The 16,664-nt window shown below is 44.6% G+C and carries 13 protein-coding genes; 7 read left to right on the top strand and 6 right to left on the bottom strand.

Annotated elements, in window-relative coordinates; translation table 11 throughout:
- Nucleotides 1–211, top strand: a 211-nt coding sequence (locus ACE1CM_RS34680; RefSeq protein WP_374883425.1) for a hypothetical protein, incomplete at its 5' end; no start/stop codon positions are given.
- Nucleotides 212–213: 2 nt separating this feature from the next.
- Here the strand turns inward: ACE1CM_RS34680 and ACE1CM_RS34675 are convergent.
- Together ACE1CM_RS34675 and dacB are read right to left on the bottom strand one after the other, a co-directional pair.
- A complete protein-coding gene (locus ACE1CM_RS34675; RefSeq protein WP_226594007.1) occupies nt 214–510 on the bottom strand; it encodes a 2Fe-2S iron-sulfur cluster-binding protein in 297 nt (98 codons plus the stop codon).
- Nucleotides 511–657: 147 nt separating this feature from the next.
- On the bottom strand, nt 658–2,160 hold the full coding sequence (gene dacB / locus ACE1CM_RS34670) for a D-alanyl-D-alanine carboxypeptidase/D-alanyl-D-alanine-endopeptidase (RefSeq protein WP_374883443.1): 1,503 nt from the start codon (nt 2,158–2,160) through the stop codon (nt 658–660).
- A gap of 136 nt (nt 2,161–2,296) precedes the next feature.
- Here dacB and ACE1CM_RS34665 point away from each other — a divergent pair, with 136 nt between their 5' ends.
- Nucleotides 2,297–2,785, top strand: coding sequence for a hypothetical protein (locus ACE1CM_RS34665; protein WP_374883442.1), 489 nt, complete (start codon nt 2,297–2,299; stop codon nt 2,783–2,785).
- Nucleotides 2,786–2,975: 190 nt separating this feature from the next.
- A complete protein-coding gene (locus ACE1CM_RS34660; RefSeq protein ID WP_374883441.1) occupies nt 2,976–3,455 on the top strand; it encodes a Dps family protein in 480 nt (159 codons plus the stop codon).
- A 143-nt stretch (nt 3,456–3,598) separates the two neighbouring features.
- On the opposite strand, the gene ACE1CM_RS34655 is transcribed toward ACE1CM_RS34660, so the two are convergent.
- The 4 genes from ACE1CM_RS34655 to ftsH4 form a co-directional block, all read right to left on the bottom strand.
- Entirely contained in the window at nt 3,599–4,435 is an 837-nt protein-coding gene (locus ACE1CM_RS34655) for an ABC transporter permease (protein WP_374883440.1), read from the bottom strand.
- A 542-nt stretch (nt 4,436–4,977) separates the two neighbouring features.
- Nucleotides 4,978–5,988 carry an ABC transporter permease gene (locus ACE1CM_RS34650; RefSeq protein WP_374883439.1) on the bottom strand — a complete coding sequence of 337 codons (1,011 nt, stop codon included), beginning with the start codon at nt 5,986–5,988 and terminating at the stop codon, nt 4,978–4,980.
- A 322-nt stretch (nt 5,989–6,310) separates the two neighbouring features.
- On the bottom strand, nt 6,311–6,715 hold the full coding sequence (locus ACE1CM_RS34645) for a DUF4112 domain-containing protein (protein WP_374883437.1): 405 nt from the start codon (nt 6,713–6,715) through the stop codon (nt 6,311–6,313).
- Nucleotides 6,716–7,075: 360 nt separating this feature from the next.
- Nucleotides 7,076–8,950, bottom strand: coding sequence for an ATP-dependent zinc metalloprotease FtsH4 (ftsH4, locus tag ACE1CM_RS34640; RefSeq protein WP_374883436.1), 1,875 nt, complete (start codon nt 8,948–8,950; stop codon nt 7,076–7,078).
- Between the two features lie 809 nt (nt 8,951–9,759).
- Between ftsH4 and ACE1CM_RS34635 the strand changes: the two genes are divergently transcribed.
- The 4 genes from ACE1CM_RS34635 to ACE1CM_RS34620 all read left to right on the top strand — a co-directional run bounded on the left by ACE1CM_RS34635 (nt 9,760) and on the right by ACE1CM_RS34620 (nt 16,372).
- Nucleotides 9,760–11,418 carry an ATP-binding protein gene (locus ACE1CM_RS34635; protein ID WP_374883435.1) on the top strand — a complete coding sequence of 553 codons (1,659 nt, stop codon included), beginning with the start codon at nt 9,760–9,762 and terminating at the stop codon, nt 11,416–11,418.
- Nucleotides 11,419–11,500: 82 nt separating this feature from the next.
- Nucleotides 11,501–14,227 (top strand): PAS domain S-box protein, encoded by a 2,727-nt coding sequence (locus tag ACE1CM_RS34630; RefSeq protein ID WP_374883433.1) that lies wholly within the window; start codon nt 11,501–11,503, stop codon nt 14,225–14,227.
- A 70-nt stretch (nt 14,228–14,297) separates the two neighbouring features.
- Nucleotides 14,298–14,732, top strand: a complete 435-nt coding sequence (locus ACE1CM_RS34625) for a response regulator (RefSeq protein WP_374883432.1) — start codon at nt 14,298–14,300, stop codon at nt 14,730–14,732.
- Nucleotides 14,733–14,875: 143 nt separating this feature from the next.
- Nucleotides 14,876–16,372: an ATP-binding protein gene (locus ACE1CM_RS34620; RefSeq protein ID WP_374883430.1), complete on the top strand. Its 1,497-nt coding sequence runs from the start codon at nt 14,876–14,878 to the stop codon at nt 16,370–16,372.
- The last annotated feature ends 292 nt before the right edge of the window (nt 16,373–16,664 follow it).

Raw genomic sequence — 16,664 nt, 5'->3', positions numbered from 1 at the left:
GATGACGGAAGTTGCCAGTCAATGTATCTTGGCGAGGCTGATGATTAAAGCTTTGGGACGACCAGGGGTAGACAATGATATGGAGTTAGTTGGATCGGGGGAGGAATGGGAAATCCTCTGGACTCAACCAAAGCTGACGATCGAGGAAACCAGAGAATTGGTTGCGCTGGCGATCGCACCACCCCCTGCTAAAATCCCATCACATTCTTGATGTTAGAGATAATCATCAAGATCCACCTCAAGGGTACAGTCAGAAGTCGGTTTCGCAACGCAAGTCAGCACGTACCCTTGGGCAACTTGTTTTTCGCTTAAAAACATCTGTTCAGACTGATCCACCGTCCCAGAAATGATTTTTCCTTGACAGGTAGCGCAAGCACCCACAACGCACTCGAAAGGAATTTTTATCCCATGTTCAGCCGCTTCTCCCAGAATCGACTCACTATCTGGAACGTCAATCGTTTGTTGGAAACCTCTGCCAGCGTTGATTAAAGTAACCTTGTATGTTGCCATAAATAGCTTTCCTTCTCTTCAATTATGATTTCCCATGAAAAAGAATGCTGTTGTAGCAATCAATACGTTCCGCAAAAAACTTAAGTCTGAGGGCAATAGATTCTCTCCTCCCCTCCTCTGCGTCCTCTGCGTCCTCTGCGGTTCAATTTAACAACGCTTTAAACGAGTCAACAAAACCACCATCTCATCCACCCCTTGACGTAGCGGTGCAACCGACTGCTCCGATTGATTCACAATAATACTAAAAACTACCGTCTGATAATTCGGCGCATCCACATATCCAGATAAAGCCGTATTACCGCTTAACGTGCCTGTTTTCGCTTGTACAATCCCTTGGGCAAGTGTATTTTTAAACCGATTTCTCAGGGTGCCGCTAACTCCTGCAACGGGTAAAGATGCGCGAAAAATATTGAATTCTGGCAATCTTGCCATCGCTTTTAAAGCCTGCACCAATGCTTCTGGAGAAACTAAATTGTGACGCGAAAGACCAGAGCCATCTGCCAGCACGTAACCCGATGCATCTACTCCCAATTGGGTTAAAGTATCTTTGACTACAGTTAAACCCTCTTCGGCAGAATTGGGAGAATTACTATTACGAGAAACCCCTAGCGCTCGCAACAACACCTCTGCATACAAATTATTACTCGGCTGATTCGTATCCGCAATTAATTTGGATAAGTTTGGCGACTCCACAAAAGCTAATTCCGCTTCATTTCCATTCCCAGCTTTAGACGTAACTGAAGCTTGTGCAACCGTAATCCCTTCTGCTGCTAAAGCAATCCGCAAATGTTGCAAAAAATACTTCCCCGGGTCTCGAATTGCCAAAAATTGCGTCACGGGTTTAGAATCAACGGCTAATTGCCCCCGAATTTGCAACACTGGCTGACCCAAAATGCCGTTAACTTCAGCCGAACTTTGCATCCCACTGGCGACGGTAACCGATTGGTTTTCTAACACCCACTGTAGCGCGGCTAAAGGTTCACCCCAAACCGCTTTTAAAGGTTGTCCTACTTCTTGCGGCGAAAGCGTTAGCGCCATCGTATTTTGATTTAAAATTAAACTATTGACAGAAACTCCATAATATGCATATAAATCTCCCCATTCCCATTCCGGGTTAAGCAGTTGTCCTTGAAAGTAACCATCTTCCACAATTAACTGCTTTACCTGGCGAATTCCCCGACGCTTCAGGTGTTGTGCTAAATCTCTTAACTGTGCATCCGTCAAGCTGGGATCTCCCCGCCCCACGACGCGCAAGACTTCTTCGCTACCATAAATAGAAGTGCGAATGCGATAGTTTGCACCCAATAGGCGTAAAGCAACGGCAGTTGTCAATAGTTTGACGTTAGACGCGGGGATAAAATAACGGTTGGCTTCGCGGGTGTATAAAGTTTGACCATTAGATAAAGTTTGGATCGACATGCCCCAGCGGGCGCGGGAGAATTGGGGACGAGAGGCAATCCCATCTATCGCCCCTGGCAATTCGCTTGGACATATCGACTCAGACTGACGCGGCGTTGCGGCGACGCGGTGACGCGGGGAAAGTATTTGAGCATTTGCACTCGCCACCTGTCCGCTTATCCACTGCGTTGCGATTAAAAGGATGAGAAAGTTCCAAGATTTCCCAGTGTTACTCAAGCGTTGAAACGTCATCAAAAGCAAGATTCAGGCTATTTTTAAGCATAAACCAATATTTTGACACAGGGGTTGCTTCTCCCTCTCCCTACTCAACTTCCAGCACTACAATACTTGGCAATACCTTTATTTGAGTATTTTCACAGGCTGCATCATGTCTAAGGTTACACCTGCCAACCGCGAGTTTAAGTCAACGGGGGAATTTGAGCTAATTCTGCTTAAAGAAGAATACTTTTTCATCCAAAACACTATTGAAGATTACAATCGACAAATCTGGGTGATTAAAGCCCTCGGCATTACCGGGACGGGTGCTGCTATCGCCCTAGCACTGCAAGAAAAGCAAGGTCTGATTGCTTTACTCGGTTGTGCTATCCCCGCGTTCTTCTGGGTGCTAGAAGGTCAGTGGAAGCACTTCCAGCGCGGTTTTTACCCCCGCGCCGCCGAACTTGAACGTATTTTGGTCACTGAGTATAATCTACGCGGCCCTGCTATATTTGGCGACTGGATTCGCGTCTTTAAGCGCACTAACAAACCAAAACGCAACGGCTTGCTTTGGGATGGTATCCTCAATCCCAGCGTCTTCATCAGCTACCTGCTGGAAATTGGCTTTCTGTTAATGCTCTCTATTGTCAAGCTTCGCTGACATTTTGGCCGCCGATCCTACTTGTCGGTGGCAAGTTGTAGTCGTTATGAGTATGATTTAAATATGGGAATGACACCTAGGAATTGCCAGCTGCTCGATCCAAGCGGACTGAGCGTTACAATTCTAAAGTCATGAGGAAATATAGCCAGCAGCGAAGAAAAGTTTCAGCTTAAAGATCAACGAGGAAACTATGACCGCTACACTTGAAACCCAACAAACTGGATTAGTGACAGCGCTTAACCGCCAACAAGCGAATGCTCTGATAGCCTATCTCAATTACAAAAAATACCACTGGCTGACCTTTGGACCATTATTCCGCGACATTCATTTGTTGTTTGAGGAACAAGGCGGCGAAGTGTTTGCGATGATAGACGAGTTAGCAGAACGCAGCTTAATGATTGATGGTAGTCCAGTTGCCGACCCGGCAGAATATATTCCCACAGCAACGGTAACGCCATCGGCGGGTAAACTATCGGTGCGGGAGATGATTGCAGAAGCGATTGCCACCCACGAGTTAATTATCGCCGAAATGCACAAAGATGCAGATGCAGCAGCTACCGCTGGCGACATCGGTACGGCAGATCTTTATACTCGACTCGTGCAAGTTCACCAAAAACACCGTTGGTTCTTGAAAGAAATGCTCAAGAAAGGTGACGGTTTGACATCGTAGAATTGACATCTTGCAGGGGAGGCTCTTGCCTCCCCCACTCGTTCCCAGGCTCAGCCTGGGAACGAGAATCAATGGGATTGCAAACAGCTAATGGCTAAATCGGAAAAAATGCAAAATTAGCAATTAGCAATTAGCAATTAGCATTATGATTGCGCTCGCACATCTAAACTATCGCGCAAACCATCACCCAACAAATTAAACGCGAGGACAGTCAGGGTAATAAACAAACCGGGGAAAATAGTAGTCCAAGGGGAAGTGAGAGAATAACCGCTTTTAAAAGCATCTGCCAACATCGTGCCTAATTCTGGAGTTGGGGGTTGTGCCCCTAAACCCAAAAACCCCAAACCAGCTGCTTCTAGAGTAGCAGTGCCGATGGAGAGAGTTGCTTGTACTACTAAAGGTGCAAGACTTCCAGGCAAGATGTGGTAAAAAATAATGCGGGTGGGAGACGCACCCAAAGCTTGAACCGCCAGGACAAATTCTTGCTCGCGTAAGGATAGTACCATACTGCGGGTTAAGCGGATATAAATCGGGATTTGGACGACAGCAACAGCAAGCATCGCACTTTGCAGACTGGGGCCGGATACAGTTACGATAGCGATTGCCAGCAATATCGATGGAAAAGCCAATAAAATATCCGTCACCCAGCCGATCGCAATCTCAATTTTGCCCCGGAAATACCCTGCCACCAGTCCCAAAAATAACCCAATTATCAAACCCAAACCTACAGATACCACACCAACGGTGAGGGAAGTGCGTAACCCATACCATACCAAAACTAAAATATCCCGTCCCAAACCATCAGTACCAAACCAATGTTGAACGCTTGGCGGTTGCAACCTGATTTGAAAGTTCCTGTCTGTAGCCTGGTCGTAGGGATATAAAATAGGCGCAAACAGCGCTAATAATGCGATTATCAGCGTCAAGATCAAGCCTATCTTGCCCGACGTAGATTGCCAAAACCGTTGAAGTGCATTCACCTGTTCGTAGAATAGTAGGGTGCGTTAACGCAGTGTAACGCACCCTACCAAGATCGCCATCGTAGGGTGCGTTAAAGCAGTGTAACGCAGCCAACCAAAATCACAATAGTAGGGTGCGTTAAAGCAGTGTAACGCACCCTACCAAAATCACAATAGTAGGGTGCGTTAAAGCAGTGTAACGCACCCTACCAAAATCACAATAGTAGGGTGCGTTAACGCAGTGTAATATCATGTCCGTTAGCAAAGGTTGTGTATAGTTGTTTATGCTGTAGGGGCGGGTTTTACGAGATATGTTTAAACGCAGCGCAAAAGATAAATAAACCCTTCCTTTGCTTACGCTACCGATGCTTAAGGACATGATATAATACCAAATCCGGGTTCTAAACCCCCTTTATTTTATAGCCCGCTACGCCTTGCTTTGAATGCAATAGCCGCGACTTTAGTCGTTTGGCATAAAGAGGGTAGTTAACCCGGATTTGGTGTAACGCACCAAACCAAAGCAGGTGCGTTACGCTGGCGCTAACGCACCCTACGGGATAACGTTATTTATACTGAATCCTTGGAGCGAAAAAGATATAAAAAATATCAACTATAAGATTAATAATGACAAAAGTTACGGATACAAATACCACACCTCCTTGTACAACTGGATAATCTCGCGCCAGAATTCCCTCATATATCCACGAACCAATTCCCGGCCAAGAAAAAATTGTTTCAGTTAAAATAGCGCCGCCAAGCAGCGTGCCGAATTGCAAACCAATAGTCGTAATGATGGGTAAAAATGCGTTTTTTAGCCCATGTTGGAAAATTACCAAATATTCGGGTAATCCTTTAGCCCTGGCGGTGCGGATATAATCTTGAGATAAAACTTCCAGCATGGCACTGCGGGTAATTCGGGCAATAATGGCTAAGGGAATTGTTCCCAAAGTTATTGCTGGTAAAATTAAATGAGATAGCACATCTTGGAGTAAGATTATATCCAATTTTAAGATTGAATCGAGGAGGTAAAAGCCAGTAATCGGCTGAAAAGTAAATCCGGTGTCAACGCTAATTCTGCCGCTGGGAGGGAGCCATTGTAAGTTAACTGCAAATAGGTAAATTAATAGCAGTCCTAACCAGTAAACTGGCAGAGATACGCCAATCAAAGAGCCGCTCATGGTTAAATTATCTAAGAAGCTATTTTTACGGATGGCGGCGAAAATCCCAGCCGGAATTCCTAGAAAAATAGCTATTAACATGGCGGCGACGGATAATTCAAAAGTAGCGGGAAAACGGTTGCTAATTTCCTCAATAATGGGAATACCGCTGAGGATGCTCGTGCCGAAGTCAAGGCGTGCTATGTTAGCTAGAAAAACGAGGTATTGTAGCGGTAAAGGCTGATTTAAACCCAAGCGCTGTCTCGCGGCTTCAATTTGTTCTGGTGTGGCTCTTTCTCCTAATAGTACAGTGGCTGGGTCGCCGGGAATCAGATGCAGCAGTCCGAAGACTAAAAGCGTAATTCCCAACAAGACTGGTATTAGACTCAGCAAGCGTTTGACGATATATTTCCACATGGGTAATGGGTAATGGGTAATGGGTAATTGCTAATTGCTAATTGCTAATTGCTAATTGCTAGAAAAGTTAGTCTTCCCCTGAGTAACATTTTCTGTAAGTTTATCACCTTGGGAAGTATAGCCATTAGCCATTAGCAATTTACTAATTTTGTACCTGGGTATGAAGTTTGGGAGAAGGACAGGGTGCAACATTATACTGTAAAGATACCGCCTATTTTGGTATGATATCGTTTCCAGTTGCATCGGAATTACTCAACCCAGTCACGGCAATGAGCAATTAGCAATGAGCAATTAGCAATTAGCATCCCGATCCAACCGCATTTTATCTGACAAATGTTTCGGTTTTAGCCATGAATGGAACGGATTGACTAAGTTCTGGTTCAGCTGACTGAATGTGTTTTTCTAAGAGTTCAAAATTGCGGATATTTGCCTTAAAGAAGGCGTCGAATATATCCCCGATTAAAGGTATCGTGCCGACGGTTGCTTCGATGCCGAGGTTGATGAGCATTTTGAGGAAAATTTTAGGCGGCAATCTGAAGCGGGCGGCTAAATAAATCATATAAGCTGAAAGTGCCGTACTGACTAAATCTCCTGCCCCCGGTACTAAGCCAATTATCGGGTCCCAACCAAAGCGAAAGTTTGTTCCCGGAATTTTAAAGGCACTATCCAACCAGCGGCTGAATTTACGGATGCGGTTGAGTTCGGCGATGCGTTGGACTTGGTTCATGGTTTGGTTGATTAGTCGGTTAGATTGTCTTAAATTAGATTCCGCAGTTGGAACTTAGTTTTCGGAGATTTACTCCCTCCATAATTGGTGTGGAAAACCCAACCAGGAAAATTTTAGATTGCCGATTTTGGATTTAAGATTTAAGATGGCAGATTTGAGATTTATTTCAATCTGCCATCTCATATCATGTCCGTTTGATTACCCTTAGTTAGGACTGACGCGGGGACGTGGGGATAGGGGGACGGGTCGAGATTTTTATTCAGGGTAATTAGGCGGACATCATATCAAATATAAAAAAGGAAAATGGCAGATGGCAGATTTATTTCAATCTGCAATCTGCCATCTCAAATTTGCAATTTTCTAGACTGTAGCGTGAACTTTAGCTACGGGGCGAACTTGACCTAGTAGGTTGTGGAGTTCTTCGCCTTCGATCACTTCTACTTCTAGAAGTTTAGTGGCGATCGCTTCCAGCAAATCGCGATTTTCGTTGAGAATATCCACGGCTTGTTGATGGGCATTTTCAACTATATCTTTCACCTCTTTGTCAATCGCTTCTGCGGTATTTTCGCTCACCATCCGGCGCGGGTTGGGTGCGCCGCCTTCGAGGAACATGGCGTTAGACCCTCGATCGTAAGCCAAAGGTCCTAAAACCTTGCTCATGCCGTAGGTGGTTACCATCCGTTCTGCCATGTCGGTGGCGCGTTGCAAATCGTTGGAAGCACCTGTGGTAATGCTGCCAAAAACCACTTCTTCGGCTGCTCTTCCGCCCAGCAAGGCGGCTATTTGACCTTGGAGTTCTTTTTCGTCCATCAAGAAACGGTCTTCCGTCGGCAGTTGTAAGGTGTATCCCAAGGCTGCCATGCCGCGGGGGACGATGGAAATTTTCTCGACTCGGTTGCTACCGGGCATTAAAAAGCCGACCAAAGCGTGACCGACTTCGTGATAGGCGACGATTTTCTTTTCTTTATCGTTGAGGACGCGGCTTTTCTTTTCTAGACCAGCGACTACTCGTTCGATAGCTTCGGCAAAATCGGCTTGGGATACGGTTTCGCGACGATTGCGGGCGGCTAATAAAGCAGCTTCGTTGACTAAGTTTGCTAAATCTGCGCCTGCGAAACCGGGGGTGCGAGTGGCGATCGCTTTTAAATCCACATCGGGTCCCAGTTTAACTTTTTGGGCGTGAATGTTCAAAATTGCTTCGCGACCCAATAAGTCAGGACGGTCTACCAATACTTGACGGTCAAAGCGTCCGGGACGCAACAATGCCGGGTCTAAAGTTTCCGGACGGTTAGTTGCGGCTAAAACAATTACAGTTGCTTTACCAGCATCAAACCCATCCATTTCAGTTAATAACTGGTTAAGAGTTTGTTCCCTTTCGTCGTTACCGCCGTAGAAACCAGCACTGCTGCGAGACTTACCAATCGCGTCGAGTTCGTCGATAAAGATAATGCAAGGTGCTTGTTTTTTTGCTTGTTCAAACAAGTCGCGCACCCGCGAACTTCCGACACCAACGAATAACTCGACAAATTCCGAACCAGAGATACTGAAGAAAGGTACTCCTGCTTCTCCTGCTACTGCTTTCGCCAACAGAGTTTTACCCGTTCCCGGAGGTCCAACTAACAGCACGCCTTTGGGAATGCGCGCCCCAATTGCCGTAAAGCGACCGGGAGTTTTGAGGAAATCGACAATTTCGACTAACTCGGTTTTGGCTTCTTCTACCCCAGCAACATCGGTAAAGGTAATTTTAGCCGCTTCGCCTTCTGCATAAACCTTAGCCTTACTCTTGCCAATCGAGAGGACACCTTGGGAACCACCCCCGCCGCGTCCCATGAAAAATTGGAAAATCGCAATAAACACCAGCGGAGGAATCACCCAACTTAGTAGCGTCGTAAACCAACCGCCTTTCGGTGGCGGTGCAGCTTCAAACACAACACCTTTATCTTCTAGGCGTTTGGGCAACTCCATATCGAAAATCGGCGTGGTAGAAAGGATTTGTCCAGGTTTGCCTTCTTCGCCTTTAATTTGGTAGCGGATTTGGTTTTGCCCGATAGAAACTCCCATTACATCGCCTTCTTCGACTTGGTGGATGAACAAGCTGTAAGGCACTTGGGGAATGGCAGGACCAAACAAAGAAGGTAAAAATAGATTCACCAGCAACAATACCCCCGACAGCAATAATAATATGCTGCCGATCTGGCGCGAACGAGAGGGTTTAGGTTGATCTTTTATAGCCATTGTGCAATTACTCCTAATCGTGACAGCTTATAGCGCTGAAGCAGGGTGCAAGCTTATTTTCCCCTCCTGCATTAAACTTAACGATTTTTTGTCGATCTATATAGTTCGGATTTTCCACCTTGCCCGAACGGCTTTTTTGCGGGAGAGGGGAGGGAGGGGGGAGAGGGAGGTAATAGCAAAGGGATGACCGCATTAGACTTGTGCAAAAACTCTTGTGGAGTAGGCATCCTGCCTGCCTTTGACTTGGTCAGGACTCGCTCCTATCACCAGAAACCGGGTTGCTAGGTAGATCTCTAGTTGCCAAACCAACGATTTTTCATAGAAACCGGGTTGCTAGGTAGATCTCTAGTTGCCAAACCAACGATTTTTCATAGAAACCGGGTTGCTAGGTAGATCTCTAGTTGCCAAACCAACGATTTTTCATAGAAACCGGGTTTGTTTGCCTCAGACCCGTTGGTTTTGTTTTGATATGATTTCAGGCAAATCGCCCATAATTAAAACTCTCCCCGTCGCCGCGTCCTTAGCATCCCCGCTTCAGTCCTAACTATGGGTACTCAAAGGGACATGATATGAGGTCTATTTTTAGAGCGCGATCCGCTTCACCCGTCGCGGGTGCTTCCAGGACAATCCCAGCGGGCGTGCAAGACAATCGTACCCCTATTGCTCGATAATAATTGCGTAAGTTGACCTGCACTTTAGCTGTTGGTAACTTTTTGAGTAGTCAGCGATCGTCGGGTAGTGCAAAACACTTTTCACAGCCATCCAGTTTACCTTTTTAGCAATTTAGCCAAACCGGAAAGACAAACAGCATGTTTGCCAAACTTAATTTAAAACAAAAGCTTGTCAGCGCTTTTTTAATCGTGGCTTTGATCGTCTTGGCGGTTGCCTTTGTCGGGTATAGAGGAACACAAGAGCTATCTAATTACATCAATACCATGAGTCAGACTAGCCTGCCAAGTATAGAGGGACTTGGGAAAATCGATCGGGGGCAAACCAAAATCGAATCATCGGAACGCTTATTGCTCGTGCCAGAAATCCTGCCCGCACAAAGACAAGCTGCTTTAAAAACGATCGACCAAGCTTGGTCGCAAATTAATGAGGGTTTGAATTTAGTCGATGAAAATCTATTTAAAAACGAGGCAGAAAGCAACCTCTACCAAAAATTTATGCGGGATTGGAATATATGGCAGCAAGGCCACGAAAAGTTTATGGAACTGGAACAAGAATACGATAAATTGGGAATTCGCAATCCTGAGAAAGTTCGCGCTAATTTGTTTGCCGAAGGAAGGCGAAATTCAGCGGAAATGAATCGAGTCATAGCGGCATTGAACCTGCGAAATCAGCTTTACGAAACTAAGCTGCAACAGGACTCCTTATTACAAACAGCTCAGAATTCAATTTTCAGCCTTCTGGAAAGTTATCCAAGTTTTAGCAAGCAAATTCAACTAGCAACAGAACAGCAGGTGAATCAGACTAAAGTATACCTGTTACTCTGCCTGGTTATTGCGACGCTTGTTTTGATATTTATGATTGCTAAAATTCCTGTATACCTGGACAAGCAAAACAAAAACGCGATTCAAGCTTTGGAGCGCCTGCGCGACCATCTTAACCAAAAAATTGAAATAAAAGAGCGGGAAACAATCGAGGCTAAGCAAAATCTAAATTTAGCTCAATCCCAACTCATTCAAGCTGAAAAAATGTCTAACTTGGGTCAAATTATGGCAGGGCTTGCCCATGAAATCAACAATCCGATTAACTTTATATACGGCAACCTTACCCATGCTAGCAACCAGACTGAAGATTTACTCCATTTATTGCAGCTATACCAGCGGCAGTATCCCCATCCTGCCACTCAAATTCAAAGATTTGCTGAAGAAATTGATGTGAATTTCATTAATAAAGATTTGCCCCAAATGTTTTCATCTATGAAATTAGGAGCGGATCGCATTCGTCAAATTATTTCATTTTTGCGGAATTTCTCCACGATTGATGAATATGAAATGCAAGCGGTTAATATCAACGAAGCAATTGATACCACTCTTTTGATTCTGAACCATCGGCTAAAAAGAGGAATAGAAGTTAGTAAAAACTATGGGAAGTTGCCGCCAGTCGATTGTTACCGCAGCCAAATCAACCTGGTATTGATGAATATCATTGGTAATGCCATCGACGCGCTGCTATTACCCACAGAAAAAACGACTAAAAAGATTTTAATTCAAACTGAAGTAGGCGAAAATGAACAAATTAAAATCAAAATAAGGGATAATGGTTTGGGAATTAGTCCTCAGGTGAAAGCTCAGATATTTGAACCTTTTTTTACAACTAAACAGGGAGTTCATGGGGTAGGGTTAGGACTTTACATATGCGAGCAAATTATTCAAAAACATGGGGGTAAAATAGAGGTATGTTCAGATCAAGGTAAAGGAACAGAGTTTAGCATCGCCCTCCCGATCAAACAGAAAATCTAAAGATAAGTAAAAACAAAATGGATGTAACCACCTGCTGACGCTATAGTTAAAAAAGGATTTGAGCAGCGAGGGTAAAACTACGATGAAAAATTTATCGGAAAAACTCGTAGCAGGTGGGTTTAGTTTGGCATTGCTTTTGTTGACTGGCGTGGGGATAGCTTCTTACCTGAGCGTACAAAGATTGATGGAGAACAAACAAAGGGTAGAACATACTCATCAAGTCTTAGAAAATTTAGAGAAAATCTCCGATGGTCTTAAAGATGCCCAGGGCGCACGACGGGGTTATATTCTTACAAGAGAAGCCATTTTTATAAAAACATACCGAACGGGGAGTCAAACAACTCAAAAGTCGCTAAAAGCGGTGCGGGAATTAACCATTGATAATCCCAGACAACAGCGCAGACTAGATGAAATTGAACCGTTGATTGCTAAAAGATTAACTGTGCTTCAACAGTCAATCGCATCGTTGCAACAGAACAAATCGGACAGTCAGAATCAAATCGATATAACCAATCAAGGAGAAAAGTTACAGCAAGAATTGCAAGGGAAACTGGCAGCAATGGACAAGGAAGAACGAAGTTTATTGCAGCAGCGGTCAGCGGCGACAGATGCTAGCGTTAAAAATACCATCCTTGTGGTTGTTCTTGGCTATTCCTTGAGTTTTGTCTTGCTGTTTGGAGTTTACTTTCTGCTGAAAAAGGAAATAAGCGATCGCACCAACGCAGAAGCAGCTTTAAAAAGCAGTCAGAGGGAATTAAAAACCCTATTAGAAAACAGTCCGGATATCATTATTCGAGTCGATGGGCAACTGGGACACACCTATGTTAATTCAGCGTTAGAAAGAGAAGCGAAAATTCCACCGGCAGGATTCCTTGGTAAAACATTTTCAGAACTCGGTTTACCAGCAGAATTAGCAGAGTTTTTACAAGCAAGCTATCAAAAAGTTTTCGCGACGGGTGAAATGAATGTGGTGGAATTCAATTACCCAAGTGCCCAGGGAGTAAAATCAATTCAATCTCTGATAGCACCAGAATTTGCCCCTGATGGTTCGGTGACATCTACTCTCTCAATTTCTCGCGACATCACCCCGCTAAAACAAGCGCAATTAGCACTAGAACGCGCTAACGAAGAGTTAGAAATGCGAGTCGAGGAACGCACCGCAGCGCTATTAGAAATAAATCAAGCATTGCAAGCTGAAATTGCCGAACGCCACCAGGCGGAAGAGGCACTAAAACAAACCGCTGCGGAATTGGGAGATTTGTACAATAATGCCCCCTGCGGGTATCACTCGTTAGATCGAGATGGCAGGTTTGTTTTGATTAACGATACGGAACTAAAAATGTTGGGATATACGCGGGAGGAGATACTTGGTAAGAAAAAGTTTTCCGACTTGCTAACAGTGGAGAGTTTGTCCACCTTTCAAGCAAATTTTCCCCGGTTCAAAGAACGCGGTTGGGTGGGCGATCTAGAATTCCAGATGCTTTGCAAAGATGGCACGATCTTGCCAGTGAGTCTGAGTGCTATTGCCATCAAAGATGCTGCGGGTAACTTTATCATGAGTCGGTCTACGATGATTGATATTAGCGAACGCAAGCAAGCAGAAGCAGCACTTTACAAAAGCAACAGTATCTTGAATTCCGTGCTGGAAAGTACCCCCGATATTGTCTTTGTCAAGGATTTGCAAAATCGCTATGTCATCGCCAACTCTACAGCTGCTAATTTTCTGGGAACGACGGTAGAAGAAATGATTGGTAAAGATGACAATCAATTATTCCCACCGGAAATAGCTGCTCAAATTATCGAGGCGGATCGTGCAATTATCAGGACGGGGAAAGCTTTAGTTTATGAGGAGGTTGTGCCCAAGCAGGAAAAGATGGAGACATTCTTGACTGTGAAATGTCCTTGGCGCGACGGGGAGGGAAACATCATTGGCGCGATCGGTATTTCTCGCGATATTAGCGAACGCAAGCAAGCAGAAGCAGCACTGAAACAAGCGCGAGATTGGTTAGAAATTCGGGTGCAAGAACGCACAAAAGAACTATCGGAAACCAACGCTGCCTTACAAGTTGAAATTGCCGAACGAAGGGAAGCAGAACGGAAATTAGAACAACTAACGCTAGATTTGCAACGGTCTAACCAGGAACTAGAGCAATTTGCTTATTTAGCTTCTCATGATTTGCAAGAACCATTGCGGGCAGTAACTGGTTATACAGAATTATTAGAGCAAGAATATGAACGGCATTTAGATCAAACTGCCAAAGAATATATGGGTTACATCGTCGATGGCGCAACGCGGATGCGACAGTTGATTCAAGACTTGCTGAGTTATTCCCGCGTCGGGACTCGCGGTAAACCATTTATTCCCACTGATTGCAATGAGGCGCTGCGTCAGGCGCTGAACGATTTGCAGGTGGCGATCGCAGAGAATAACGCTATTATTACCTACGACACGCTGCCCTTAGCGATCGCCGACAAAGCGCAATTAGCCCAATTATTTCAAAATTTGATTGGCAATGCCATCAAGTTCCGCCGCGAGGAACCCCCCCAAATTCATATTTGGGCAGAACCAAAAGACGATCTATGGGTGTTTGGAGTGAGGGATAATGGGATTGGCATTAAGCCCCGGTATCTCGAACGCATTTTTGAGTTGTTCAAACGTCTCCATACTCGAAAAGAATTTCCCGGTACTGGCATCGGTTTGGCGATTTGTAAAAAAATTGTCGAACGCCACGGCGGGAATATCTGGGCAGAATCTCAACCAGGAGTAGGGACAACGTTTTATTTTACCTTACCTAAGGATTTTAACTAACAATCTCCCAGCCTAGAAACCCGGTTTCTTTGTGTAATTGCTGAATCTACCCTTTCCACTGCCTCCTCCGATGACTAACTATAGACCGATTGAAATTTTACTAATTGAAGACTCTCCCAGCGATGCCAACCTGACAATCAAAGGGTTAAAAACCGCCAAAGTGCTAAACAATTTGCACTGGGTTGAAGATGGCGAATCGGCAATGGAATTTCTTCTATGTGAAGGCGAGTATGCCAGCGCCCCCCGCCCCGACCTAATTTTACTCGACCTCAACCTACCGGGAATGGATGGGCGAGAAGTGCTGCACGAAGTCAAATCAGACCCCGATCTAAAACGAATTCCTATAGTAATTCTTACTACTTCAGCCGATGAGCAAGATATATTACGCGCTTACAATCTCAACGCTAATTGCTATATTACCAAACCCGTTAATATCCAGCAATTCCTCGATATTATCGGTTTAATCGAAGATTTCTGGTTGGCGGCGGTCAAACTGCCATGCTAGTAACATCATCTCCGTTTGAATACCCATAGTTAGGACTGACGCTAAGGACAAGGGGACGCAAAGACGCTCTGAGTTTTAATTAAGCGCTATTTGCCGGACATCATCTAACATAACGACCCATCCAATTGGGAGAAAAATATTTTATGTACAAGACACCCATCCACGTTTTATTAGTAGAAGATAGTCCCAGCGATGCCAGCTTATTTTGCCGGATATTTTCGCTTTCCCATCAAGATGGATGGCAACTGATACATGTCGAAAGGTTAGAAGATGCGATTGACTTGTGCAAAGATTTTCGGTTTGATGTGGTGTTGTTAGACCTTAGCCTTCCCGACTCAGATGGATTGGATACGGTAATAGACTTTCATCGCGCCGAACCGGATATTCCGATTGTAGTGCTAACCGGATCTAATGATGAGGAATTATCACTGCAAGCGCTAGCTAAAGGAGCGCAAGATTATTTAGTTAAAGACCAGATTACCAGTCAATTATTAATCCGAGCAATTCGCTACGCGATTGAACGGGGAGAACTTTTTAAACAGCTAAAGGATAGCGAACGTCGCTTCCGAGGAATTTTTGACCAAACATTTCAATTTATGGCGCTATTAACCCCTGAGGGAATTATCGTGGAAATTAATCAAACCGCGCTTGAATTTAGCGGTGCTAAACCAGAAGATTTTGTGGGGTTGCTGTTGTGGGAAACCAAGTGTTGGAATTACTCGCGCGAAACCCAGGAATGGTTGAAAATAGCCATTGACGATGCTGCTCTTGGTCAGTTTGTCCGCTATGAAGTTGAGGTGCGCGACGCTTTTGATCGGCGGGTGTGGATTGACTTTTCCCTCAAACCCTTGACCGAGGAAAAAGGGAATGTAATTCTGCTGATTGCCGAGGGGAGGGATATCAGCGATCGCCAGCGCGCCGAAGCAGAAATTATCAAAAACTTGGAAAAAGAACGCGAACTCAACCAGCTAAAATCCAGCTTTATTTCCATGGTTTCCCACGAGTTCCGCAACCCCCTAACTACGATTGGTGTTTATGCAGAAATGCTGCAAAACTATAGCAATAACTTTACCGAAGAAAACAAAAATCAATTTGGCGAACAAATTCAAAATGCCATCGCTCGTATGGTAAAATTGTTAGATGAAATCTTGCTTTTAAGTAAAAATGAAGCGGGTAAACTGCAATACCAACCCGCCCCGCTTAATTTGGAAAAATTTTGCCGCGACCTGGTAGAAAAATTTCAAATTACCAACAGTCAGCACGAGATTACCTTTAGCTGTCAAGGGGAATGCAAATCGGTGGAAATGGATGAAGTTTTGTTGGAGCATATTTTCACCAACTTACTCTCAAATGCGATTAAATATTCCCCCGAAGGCGGCAACATTTGGTTGGATTTAAACTGCGATAATGGCTGGGGAACCTTCCGGGTAATAGATCAAGGAATAGGCATTCCCTTATGGGACCAACAACGTTTGTTTGAAACTTTCCAACGCGGTAGCAATGTCGATGGGATTCAAGGTACGGGACTGGGACTAGCGATTGTTAAAAACTGCGTGGATTTGCATCAAGGCAAAATTCAGATAGAAAGTGAAGTTAACATGGGCACAATTGTGACGGTGACGCTGCCGTTAATGCCATAGTTAGGAATTGAGCCACAAATAAAATAGTTCTGCTAGGTCTATATTTGTTGCTGAAAATCGCTTTGTTGCTAATTGCTAATTGCTAATTGCTAATTGCTAATTGCCTCTACACAGAGTAATTGCGAGGCAAGCGGAAACTATATCATAGATTTCTCCAGAAAAGAAACTGTATGGCAGGCAGGATGCCTAACCCACAAGAGATTTTGCCGAAGTCTAATTGACCTGAAAAGAAAAGAAACTGTATGGCAGGCAGGATGCCTAACCCACAAGAGATTTTGCCGAAGTCTAATTG

This window comes from Microseira sp. BLCC-F43 (assembly GCF_041929235.1).
In the GTDB taxonomy this organism is placed as follows: domain Bacteria; phylum Cyanobacteriota; class Cyanobacteriia; order Cyanobacteriales; family Aerosakkonemataceae; genus Microseira.
Note: the sequence above shows the minus strand (reverse complement) of the source record. Positions and strands in the feature narration are given on the sequence as shown.

What these genes read in the sequence shown, in the direction of transcription:
- ACE1CM_RS34675 (WP_226594007.1), bottom strand. Translation starts at nt 510, where the DNA reads ATGGCAACATACAAGGTTACTTTAATCAACGCTGGCAGAGGTTTCCAA.
- dacB (WP_374883443.1), bottom strand. Translation starts at nt 2,160, where the DNA reads ATGACGTTTCAACGCTTGAGTAACACTGGGAAATCTTGGAACTTTCTC.
- ACE1CM_RS34665 (WP_374883442.1), top strand. Translation starts at nt 2,297, where the DNA reads ATGTCTAAGGTTACACCTGCCAACCGCGAGTTTAAGTCAACGGGGGAA.
- ACE1CM_RS34660 (WP_374883441.1), top strand. Translation starts at nt 2,976, where the DNA reads ATGACCGCTACACTTGAAACCCAACAAACTGGATTAGTGACAGCGCTT.
- ACE1CM_RS34650 (WP_374883439.1), bottom strand. Translation starts at nt 5,988, where the DNA reads ATGTGGAAATATATCGTCAAACGCTTGCTGAGTCTAATACCAGTCTTG.
- ACE1CM_RS34645 (WP_374883437.1), bottom strand. Translation starts at nt 6,715, where the DNA reads ATGAACCAAGTCCAACGCATCGCCGAACTCAACCGCATCCGTAAATTC.
- ftsH4 (WP_374883436.1), bottom strand. Translation starts at nt 8,950, where the DNA reads ATGGCTATAAAAGATCAACCTAAACCCTCTCGTTCGCGCCAGATCGGC.
- ACE1CM_RS34635 (WP_374883435.1), top strand. Translation starts at nt 9,760, where the DNA reads ATGTTTGCCAAACTTAATTTAAAACAAAAGCTTGTCAGCGCTTTTTTA.
- ACE1CM_RS34630 (WP_374883433.1), top strand. Translation starts at nt 11,501, where the DNA reads ATGAAAAATTTATCGGAAAAACTCGTAGCAGGTGGGTTTAGTTTGGCA.
- ACE1CM_RS34625 (WP_374883432.1), top strand. Translation starts at nt 14,298, where the DNA reads ATGACTAACTATAGACCGATTGAAATTTTACTAATTGAAGACTCTCCC.
- ACE1CM_RS34620 (WP_374883430.1), top strand. Translation starts at nt 14,876, where the DNA reads ATGTACAAGACACCCATCCACGTTTTATTAGTAGAAGATAGTCCCAGC.